This is a genomic window from Neisseria sp. 19428wB4_WF04 (genome assembly GCF_015235335.1).
GTDB classification, from domain to species: Bacteria; Pseudomonadota; Gammaproteobacteria; order Burkholderiales; family Neisseriaceae; genus Neisseria; species Neisseria musculi.
The window spans coordinates 1-9923 of record NZ_JADGLG010000066.1 but is presented as its reverse complement, the minus strand read 5'-3'; the positions used below and the strand labels follow the sequence as shown (position 1 = coordinate 9923).

Here is a 9923-nt window from a genome sequence, read left to right as displayed (position 1 = left end):
CATGCATAACATCCAGGTTGGGCTCCGCTGTGTGATAAAGCGGAGCAGTTTATAACAAACGGAGAGTGGCTCAATTTTGGAGCACAACTCCCCGTTTCCCTGGCTCAGTTTTGCACGATATTTAACAGCGGTGTTTCAGGCGGTTTTGCGGGAGTTGGTGGAAAGGTCGGCGATTTTATCGGCTTCTTCTTGGCGGATAGTTGCGGCGGCCGCTGCCGCACAGACGGCCATACTGCCAAATAGTGTTTCTTTATGCGTTACAACATAATTAAGGCCGTCTGAATATTTTCAGACGGCCTTGACTGCGCTCAAACGCTGTTTAAGCCCGCTGTTCGAGCACGGCCACGGCGGGTAGCTCTTTGCCTTCCAAAAACTCCAGGAAAGCACCGCCGCCGGTGGAGATGTAGCTGATTTGGCCGGTTATGCCGAATTTGGCAATCGCCGCCAGCGTGTCGCCGCCGCCGGCAATCGAAAAGGCGGGGCTTTCGGCGATGGCTTTGGCCAAAACTTCGGTGCCGCCTGCAAATTGGTCGAACTCAAACACACCCACGGGGCCGTTCCACACGATGGTGCCGGCCTGTTTCAGGGCAGCGGCCAGCGCGGCGGCGGACTGGGGGCCGATGTCGAGAATCATATCGTCTTCGGCCACATCATCGATGGCTTTAACGGTGGCTTCTGCATCGGCAGCAAAGGTTTTGGCCACCACCACATCGGTGGGCAGCGGCACGCTGCCGCCTTTAGCCGCCATTTTTTCCATGATTTTTTTGGATTCTGCCACCAAATCGTGTTCGGCCAGCGATTTACCGATGGGTTTGCCGGCGGCCAAAAGGAAGGTGTTGGCGATACCGCCGCCCACGATTAATTGGTCAACCTTGTCGGCCAAGCTCTCGAGAATGGTGAGTTTGGTGGAAACTTTGCTGCCGGCCACAATCGCTGCCAGCGGGCGGGCGGGCGCTTTAAGGGCTTTGCCCAAGGCATCGAGTTCGTCCGCCATCAGCACGCCGGCACAGGCCACAGGGGCGGCTTGGGCAACGGCTTCGGTGGAAGCCTGGGCTCGGTGGGCGGTGCCGAAAGCATCGTTTACAAACACATCGCACAGGGCGGCATAGGCTTTGCCCAGTTCCAAATCGTTTTTCTTTTCGCCTTTGTTGATGCGCACGTTTTGCAGCATGGCAGTTTCGCCGGCTTGGAGCTTGGGCGGGTTGTCGCGCCAGTTGTCCAACACTTTCACTTCTCTGTCCAACAGGTTGCCGAGATGGGCGGCTACGGGGGCAACATCGTCTTCGGGGTGGAATTCGCCTTCGGTGGGGCGCCCCAAGTGCGACATCACAATCACCGCCGCACCGTTGTCCAGGCAATATTGAATTGAGGCGAGCGATGCGCGGATGCGGGTATCATCGCTGATTTGGCCGTCTTTAAACGGCACATTCATGTCCGAGCGGATCAATACGGTTTTGCCCTGCACGTTTTGTTCGGTGAGTTTCAAAAATGCCATGTCGGTTCCTTTGGGGAGAATGAAAAAAATCGGGGTTTATTATGCGCGAAGAGCGGTTCGGGGTAAAGCCGCTGCGGCTGTGGGCTTGATTTGTGTCATGATTACATGGGGTTACAGGAAAAGGCCGTTTGAAAAGGTCCCGCTTAAGGTGGGGCGGCTAGCGTAAGCCGAAAAACGTTAGTACGCTGTTGCCCCAGCGTTCAAAATAATAGATAAACAGTGCGTAGCTTTCCTGCAGGAGAAATTCGTTTTTTTTGTCTGACCGGCTGTATCGGGTGGTGGGGGTGCCTGAGGTGCGGGCGTTCAAACCCAGCTCTTTGGCGATGGCGGCGGCGCGGGCGGTATGGTAGGGATCGCTGACGATGATTACGCTGCCGATGCCGTTGGCACGCAGCAGTTGGCGGGCGTTGTGGAGGTTTTCATAGGTATTGCGTGATTTGTTTTCAAACAGAATGTCGCGCGCGGGCACGCCTTGTTTGATGGCGTAGCGGCGGCCGACTTCGGCTTCGGTCATGAAGCCTTTTTTGGGGGTGCCGCCGGTGAACACGAGTTTTTCTACGCGGCCGCTTTGGTAGAGGGCGATGCCGTGGTTGATACGCTCTTGAAACACGGGAGAGGGGCGTTTGTCCCATGCGGCAGCGCCCAGCACAACGGCGGCATCGGCGTGTATATCGGGGGGGAGGCTCCGGTTGCCGGCGCTGTAAACCGACCACACGCAGCAGGCGAAAGCAAACGCTACCAGCAGCAGGCTTAAAACCAAGCCGTGCAGAAAGTGGTAGCGTAGACCGTTGCGGCTGCGTAGGGCGGGTGTGCGCATGGGGTTTCCGGTTGGTTGTAATGTGTTTTTTCAGACGGCCCGATAGCGAAACCGCAAAGGCCGTCTGAAAAGGAGATTGGGTTTTACAATAAAGCTTCTATGTTTTCCAGCGGCCTGCCTACCGCTGCTTTGCTGCCGGCCACCACAATCGGCCGCTCTAACAGCGCGGGGTGGGCGGCGATGGCTTTAAGCAGGTCGTTGCTGCTCAGGGTGGGGTTGTCCAGTTCCAGCTCGCGGTAGAGTGCATCTTTCACACGCATCATGCTGCGGGGCGAATCGGCGCCGAGTTTGGCGAAAATGCTTTGCAGTTCTTCAAATGAAGGCGGGGTGTCGAGATAGTTCACCACATCGGCATCAATGCCGCGCACATTCAGCAGGGAGAGGGCGGCGCGTGATTTGCTGCAACGGTTGTTGTGATAGAGTGTAACGGTTTTCGGCATGAAGGTTCCTTGATGTTTGAGCGGTTTTTTGATTGTAAACCAATCTTTACGAATTGTTCCAGCCGCATTTTGAGTCAAATCATAAAGGTTGCAGGATAAACGCCGCAAAAAAACAGAAAGGCCGTCTGAAAGGCTACAATATAGTCTCAATATAGCCGCAACGGTTTAAAAAAGGAAAGAGCTATGAAAATTTTAACAGCCCTGTTATTGGCCGCCGTTTGCGGGCAGGCTGCCGCCTCCGAACTGCAAAGCTGGGACAGCAGTGCGCCGCAGCATACCGCATCGCTCAAAGCGCCTGTGCGCATCATTAATTTGTGGGCAACTTGGTGTGCGCCCTGCCGCAAAGAAATGCCGGCTATGTCGGCATGGTATCGTAAACAGAAAAAGGGCAGTGTGGATATGGTGGGCATTGCGCTGGACAGCCGTGAAAATATCGCCCAATTTCTCAAACAAACGCCTGTGTCCTATCCTGTTTGGCGTTACACCGGCAGCGACAGCCGCAGCTTGATGAAAAGTTTCGGCAACACCGTGGGCGGCCTGCCCTTTACGGTGGTGGAGGCGAAAAAATGCGATTATAAACAAACGGTTTTTGGCGAGGTAACGGCAGAAAAACTCAATCAGGCACTGGCTAAAGTGCGGGCAAAATGCGGCTGACGTTTGATTTATAGTGAAACCTGCTTGATTTCCGTGTAAGGCAGTGCCGCAGTGCGGATGGTGCGGCTGTTACGGGATCAAACGGGCTTGGCAACACTAAAACAATACGGTGCCGATGCGCTTTGAACACCAAGAGAGTGGTTGGGTAAGCCGCCGAGGTCGGTTTCCACGGGCTTTTCTGCCTGTTTAACGTTTGCGGGCGCTGATTTGTTGAAAGATACGAAGGGCTTCGAAGGCACCCATTTTTTGGGCGGTAATGGTGCGTGTTGGCAATATGGCGGCCAAAGCCAAAGGCTTGGCCAACAGTACGGCTGTGGCCGAGGCGGCCATGCCACCCAGCAATTGGCGGCGGCTCAGGGCGGCGGCGGGGGCGGCTATCAAGGCTGCCTGCTTGAATGAGGTATTTTGTTTCATCACACAGCCCCGGGCGCGGGCAGATGGAAGATACCAAACGATCCCACAAGGCCAGGGTCTCTTCATCGCTGGCAAATGAGGCAGGGTTGTCTTCATACTGGCTTTCGCCGACCGAAAGCTCAATATTGAGGTTGGGCTCGCTTAACGAATCTCCTTTGCTTGGGGCTTCCCATTTGAAGGCGTAGCCGCGTTTGCTGTTTTGCGTGCCTGCGACCAGGATTTCATCGGCCTCAATCGACCGAAATTGCGCTTGCGGTTGCGCAGGGTTTTCAGGCCTTCGGCGTTGCGGGCCAGTTCACCCAAGATACCTCCAGCACGTTGGCGCAGGCCGGGTTCGGGACGCCCTTGAACAAAGCTGCTCAAATGCAACTCAACATCGGGCTTGCCTGCCAGCTCAATACCCAATTGCCAACTTTCCACATTCAAGCGATTGAGTGTCAGAAGCGCATCGCCCATTACGAATCCAGAACGACTATTGACTTCTTGATCAGCACCGATATACACCAAGTTTTTATTCACCAAGCTGCGGCACATCCACCAAGTGCCTGCCAATCGCATGGGTTTTCCATTGCATGTTCATGATGTTTCTCCCCTCTCCTGTTGATGCCGGTTCGCCCCTTTCGCCAGTTTGATGATGCTGTAGAGCGAGGCGTACAGGGCGCGATCATCGTTGTAGCTGCCCTGATGTCCGTAACAAAATTTGGCGTGATGTCTGCCCGGCAGCCTTACCGAGTGTGAAAACCCATTGTACACCCTTGCCGGTTGATTTTGCCTTATCCTGCTTTGCGCGGTTTTGATGATACGGGCGGCATCAGCCCGACAGCAGGCCCTGCCCGAAAAAGCTGCCTTTTTCCGCACCTGGCAACACGAAGAAATAGCCGCCGCCGAAGGGGCTGATGTATTCTTCGAGCGGCTCGAAATCCAGTAGTTTCTGCACGAAGATAAAGCCGTCTGCAAGGTTGGCCTGATAGCAGATAAACACCAGCCCCACATCTAACTGGCCGTTTTTGGCCAGCCCGCGCGAGTAGTTGAAAGGCCGTCTGAAAAGCCGGTGTTTTTTCAGAAATGCGGGGTTGCGCGGGTTGGCCAGGCGCATATGGCTGTCTTTGGGAATGGTGTTGCCTTCGGGGTCGCGCGTGTAATCGGGAACATCGTGTTCTTTTTTCATGCCCAGGGGCGCGCCGCTGTATTTTTCGCGCCCGAAAATGGCTTCCTGCTCCTGAAGGGGGGTTCTGTCCCAAAACTCGACAAAATGGCGGATCAGCCGCACTGCCTGATAGCTGCCGTTTTTTGCCCATGCGGGTTCGTTTAAGCTGTTGGAGGCAATGCCCGTCCACAACACATCATCGGCAGTTTCAGGGTCTTGCACGTTTGGGTTGGCGCTGCCGTCCCGAAAGCCGAACAGGTTGCGGGCGGCGGCACCGGGCTCGGTTTTGGGCAGAAAGCCATCGATGCTCCAGCGGGCAACGGCATATGAAGCGGTGTTTTTAATGATGTCGCGCAGGGCGTTTTGGCAGGTTTCGGGGGTGAAGGCGCAGATTTGCAGGCTGATGTCGCCGTCGCACCATTCGGGCCGGAGGCGGTCGTTGGGGAATTTCTGCATTTCCTGCAAGTGTTTGGGCTTTTTGGCGGAGAGCCCGAAGCGTTGGTCGAACAGGCTTGCGCCCACGCCCAGCGTGATGGTAAGGCCGTCGGGTTTGATAGTTTTGCCCACAATGCCGCTACCGATGGGCGGCAGCTTGGCATCGTTGTCGTTTAATGCTCCGCCCTGGGTGAGAAATTCGATGCGCGAAGTGAGAATGCGCAGCAGCTGCTCCAATTCTTTGGCGGTTTTCACTGCCACATCAAAGGCAGCCATGATGCCGAACTGCTGATGCGGGGTGGTGATACCTGCCTGGCGGGCTCCGTAGCAGGGGTAGCTTTCGGCCGAATGCGGCTGCTCTGCCTGCCGATAGGCTCTGCCCTTTTTTTCTCCCCACATAAAGCCGCCTGCGACCGTGGCCGCACCGGCCGCGCCCACGGCTGCGGTTTTCAGCAAAAAGCGTTTGCCGGGCTGGGCGGGCTGTTTGGAATCAGGCATGGTTTCTCCTTTAATCTAATCGGTTAAATCGGCAGATTCAGGTGCGGTTTGGGTTATGCGGCCGTCTGAATCCGGGGCATGGCTATAGTGAATCACTTTATTGCGGATATAAGGCAGCGATGCCGTAACGGCAATATGCCTTGCCCGACCTTGCCGTGCAAAATTTCTGCCGGCGCACCTTTAGAAAAACGGTGAAGCAATACTTCCACCGTTTTCACAGAATTGCTGTATGTTGGCAAACAGCAGGCTTTAGCCGGGCAAATCCGGTTTTCAGACGGCCTATCCGGTTTAACAGGCCGTCTGAAAACGGTTTAACGTTTGATATTCAACATATCGCGGTAAACCTGTTTGGCTTGGGTGGGGATAATGGTCGGCTGTTCGAACACGGTTTCCCTGCCTGCCAGATCGCGGATGGTGATTCTGTAGTGTTGGCGGGTGTTGCCCGAAACATAAAGCCACGGGGCATTTTTTTCGGTCATATCCAGCTCGGCGGTTTGGCCCACCCAGGTTACGCTTCCGGGTTTCTTGCCACTGAGATAAGTTTGCGCGCCTGCCGGCTGCTGCGGCTGCCATGAAGATTTCACGGTGGGGTTGCGGCTGTCGTCTATCACGGTTTCGGCCCGGCCGCCGCTGATGCGCTCAACCTTCACCGAAGCTACTTTCGGGGCTTGTTTCAACAAAACGGTAAAACCGTAACGGTAGCCCGATTCGGCGGCATTGCCGGGCTTTACTTGGGCAACCACCCCGCCGGCTCCTTCAACTTTATATTCGGCATTTTCCTGCCCCACAGGCACACCCAAACTGCCTGCCAAACTGGCGCAGGCGCAAAGCGAAGCAGCGGCCAATATGCTTGGCAGCCATGTTTTTACGGCTTTCATTGAAATTTCCTTTCTTTGTTGAGTGAAATGCTGCCGTTTGCGGCAGAACCATAACACTATCGTTATGCCGACTGCGGCAGGTGTTTGCCTGTTTGCCGCTTTGCCGAAATATGGCCACTAAAAACAAGCGCAGGGCTGCGGGTAAATACGGGCGGCCGGCACGTTATAATCTTAAAGCAGTTTCACGATAGTGAAACAACACAAAACCACACGGCGTTGCCACCGTTTTTCTGTTGTGTGCCGTTTCGCTGTATTTTAATGATTTCAAATCATTGCCGGTTGATTTAGGTTAAGCGGGAAAGGGGTTAAAAGGTTTCAGACGGCCTTTAGGCCGTCTGAAACCCAAGCGGTTTGATTGCCGTTTATCTGCCCTCAGGCCGTTATGTTGGAAACCGTCCGCTTTGCACAAACGCCGGTTAATTCAAACCCAATGTGCCGCGCAATTGTGCCAAATCTTCGGCCAGCGCGTTAATCGGAGCCTGCAGGGTTCTGCGGTCGGGCTCGGTGAGTTTGTCGTAGGTTTCAAAGCCTTGTGCGGTTTTATATTTGGCCAAAATATCATTAACCTGCTTGAAGTTGGCATCGGTTTTATCGAGTATGGCCTGGTTTTTTTCAGCAATCATCGGGCGGAACAGCTCAACGATTTTCTGCGCGCCTTCGATGTTGGCTTGGAAATCGCTCAAATCGGTGTGGCTGTAGCGGTCTTCTTCGCCGCTGATTTTGCTGCCGGCCACTTCTTCAATCAACACGGCGGCACCGCCCACCACTTTGTTGGGCGGGAAAGTGAGCGCATCGATTTCGGCTTGCAGTTTTTTTACATCGGCTTCGAGTTTGTCGGCTACTTCTTTCACACCGTTGGCGGATTTTTCAATCCACAAGGCGTGTTCGATACGGTGGAAGCCGGTAAACTCCGGGTCTTTCGGGCCTTGTTTGAAATCATCTTCGCGCGCATCGATGGCCGGGTCGAGTTCGTTAAACAGCTCGGCAATCGGTTCGATGCGCTCATAGTGGCTGCGGGTGTCGGCAAACATAGATTTGGCTTTTTCTATATCGCCTGCTTTCACGGCGGCAACAAAGGCCGAAGTTTTGGCAACCAACTCTTTGGTTTCGGCCTGAACATAAGATTTATAGTCGGCCAAAGGTTGGGCCAGCTTTTCAAAATCGGCTTCGCCGCCTGCCTGTTTGAAGCCGCTGTCGGTTACGGTGAGCTTGCCGCGCGGGTTGTTTAAGAGGCCGCAGGTCATATCGTATTCGCCCGGCAGCAGGGTTACCGTCATTTTGTCGGAAAGGCCGGGAGCGATATTTTCACGCTCGTCCACCACCATCACGCCTTTTAAAATTTCCCATTCGAGCTTGCGGCCGCTGTTGTTTTTGATGTTGAACACCACTTTGCCGCTGGGCACGCTCAGTTCCATCGGTTCGCAGGCGGTGTCGTTGACCGCCACATTCACCGAACCGTCAGCATTAATAACGGAAGGCATGGCCGATGTGCCGGATGCGGATGCGGTTTTTTCGGCTTCGGGCGGCTGGCAGCCTGCCAATGAAAATGCCAAAATCACGGACAAAGCAAGAATGTTTCTTTGTTTCATATCGATACCTCTTTTCTGTTGGAAGGAATAGTCAATCCGCGCAAGTTGCTGCCATGCTGCTCTGTTTCGGCTTAACGAGAAAGATTGCACCGGCGCTGCATTCACTAACAGAACCGGCTGCATATTGCCTTAACCGCCTGAGGCATCAGCGTTTTACCAAGCCTTGTTGTGATTCACTATCGGGAAGCCGATGGGTTGCCGCCGCGTAGAAACCAATACATCACAGGAACCAGATACAGCAGCCATACCAGCACTTCGCCCTGCGCCGGGTGGTCGGTATAGCCGAAAAAGCCGCCGAGCAACACGCCCAGCGGGCTGTCCTCATGCAGGATATGGGAAATGTCGAACACAATGGCCTGCAGGCGGTTCCACACACCCGCTTCGTGCAGCGCGCGCAGCGAACCAGCCAACAACCCGGCCGCCACGAAAATCAGAAACATACCGGTGATGCGGAAAAACTTAGCCAGATTCAAGCGCATACCGCCACGGTAAACCAACACACCGATGACAACGGCCGCCAACAATCCCGCTACCGCACCTACCGGCATACGCCACGAGGGGCTTTGTTGGAACACGGCCAAAAGAAAAAACACGCTCTCCAAACCTTCGCGCGCCACCGCCAGAAACGCCATGCCCACCAGAGCCCGGCCGCTGCCTTTGTTTAAGGCCGTCTGAACCGAATCTTCAAGCTGCCGCTTCACCGAGCGGGCGGCTTTTTTCATCCACAGCACCATATAGGTGAGCATGGCCGATGCCGCCAAGCCGATAACGCCCCCCACAAATTCCTGCTGTTTTTGCGGAATCTCGCCGGTGGCGGAGTGGATGGCTAAGCCCAACCCCAAGCACATCAGCACGGCCGCAACCACACCCGCCCACACTTTCGGCATCAGATGTCCATTGCCCGACTGATGCAGAAAGCCTGCCACAATGCCCACAATCAGCGCGGCCTCTATGCCCTCGCGCAACATAATCAGAAAAGCAATAAACATGAGCCTACATATATCCTTGCCGATAAATATCTAGGTTATATTCCTATTTTAAAATTAAAGCAAATAGTTTTTATTCTATAAAAGTTAGCAGATAATTTAAAAGACTAAAGGCCGTCTGAAACTGTTTCAGACGGCCTGAGAGATTTGAATGAAAACCATTGGCTCTAGGCTAGCAGCTTTATGTAAATTTACTTTAAAAAGCCCCCAAAGTTGGTGACTCAGTTCATCAGAGTTTCGGTTCCATCGCCATTCGCATTCCCTCAGGTGCAAATCAAAGTTTTTGGTTACGCCATTGAATTTGGCGGGCCTTTGTTTGGTAAAACTCCGGAAGCTTTCAATACCATTGGTGCGCCCGGTACCATCTGCAAACTCATTTTGTCCGTGATTAACGCGCAAATGTTTAGAGTAGCCGGCATCGACCAGGCCGCTGTAACCGCGCCTGTTAAATATCGTGCAAAACTGAGCCAGGGAAACGGGGAGTTGTGCTCCAAAATTGAGCCACTCTCCGTTTGTTATAAACTGCTCCGCTTTATCACACAGCGGAGCCCAACCTGGATGTTATGCATG

The 9923-nt window shown here is 54.2% G+C and carries 9 protein-coding genes and 2 pseudogenes; 1 reads left to right on the top strand and 10 read right to left on the bottom strand.

Annotated features, from left to right (window positions below; translation table 11 throughout):
- Positions 1-319: 319 nt before the first annotated feature.
- The 3 genes from IR141_RS11110 to arsC form a co-directional block, all read right to left on the bottom strand.
- Positions 320-1495, bottom strand: coding sequence for a phosphoglycerate kinase (locus IR141_RS11110; protein ID WP_135037225.1), 1176 nt, complete (start codon positions 1493-1495; stop codon positions 320-322).
- A gap of 157 nt (positions 1496-1652) precedes the next feature.
- On the bottom strand, positions 1653-2312 hold the full coding sequence (locus tag IR141_RS11105; protein ID WP_135037222.1) for a YdcF family protein: 660 nt from the start codon (positions 2310-2312) through the stop codon (positions 1653-1655).
- Between the two features lie 83 nt (positions 2313-2395).
- Complete coding sequence (arsC, locus tag IR141_RS11100) at positions 2396-2752, bottom strand: arsenate reductase (glutaredoxin) (protein ID WP_135037219.1); 357 nt, start codon at positions 2750-2752, stop codon at positions 2396-2398.
- 183 nt (positions 2753-2935) lie between these two features.
- On the opposite strand from arsC, the gene IR141_RS11095 reads away from it, so the two are divergent.
- The gene (locus IR141_RS11095) at positions 2936-3406 is read left to right on the top strand and encodes a TlpA disulfide reductase family protein (protein WP_135037216.1); all 471 of its coding nucleotides are present in this window, start codon (positions 2936-2938) and stop codon (positions 3404-3406) included.
- A 186-nt stretch (positions 3407-3592) separates the two neighbouring features.
- Here the strand turns inward: IR141_RS11095 and IR141_RS13540 are convergent, their stop codons facing one another.
- From IR141_RS13540 to IR141_RS13530, 7 genes and pseudogenes are all read right to left on the bottom strand, one after another.
- Positions 3593-3820 carry a hypothetical protein gene (locus tag IR141_RS13540; protein WP_187000361.1) on the bottom strand — a complete coding sequence of 76 codons (228 nt, stop codon included), beginning with the start codon at positions 3818-3820 and terminating at the stop codon, positions 3593-3595.
- Positions 3821-3887: 67 nt separating this feature from the next.
- Positions 3888-4276, bottom strand: a pseudogene (locus tag IR141_RS13535) (T6SS immunity protein Tli4 family protein); the annotation flags it as partial.
- A gap of 355 nt (positions 4277-4631) precedes the next feature.
- Positions 4632-5900 carry an iron uptake transporter deferrochelatase/peroxidase subunit gene (gene efeB, locus IR141_RS11085; protein ID WP_135037213.1) on the bottom strand — a complete coding sequence of 423 codons (1269 nt, stop codon included), beginning with the start codon at positions 5898-5900 and terminating at the stop codon, positions 4632-4634.
- 311 nt (positions 5901-6211) lie between these two features.
- Entirely contained in the window at positions 6212-6778 is a 567-nt protein-coding gene (locus IR141_RS11080) for a hypothetical protein (RefSeq protein ID WP_135037210.1), read from the bottom strand.
- 416 nt (positions 6779-7194) lie between these two features.
- A complete protein-coding gene (gene efeO, locus IR141_RS11075; protein WP_135037207.1) occupies positions 7195-8367 on the bottom strand; it encodes an iron uptake system protein EfeO in 1173 nt (390 codons plus the stop codon).
- A 176-nt stretch (positions 8368-8543) separates the two neighbouring features.
- Entirely contained in the window at positions 8544-9356 is an 813-nt protein-coding gene (gene efeU, locus IR141_RS11070) for an iron uptake transporter permease EfeU (protein WP_135037204.1), read from the bottom strand.
- A gap of 126 nt (positions 9357-9482) precedes the next feature.
- Positions 9483-9794, bottom strand: a pseudogene (locus IR141_RS13530) (hypothetical protein); the annotation flags it as partial.
- Positions 9795-9923 lie beyond the last annotated feature (129 nt).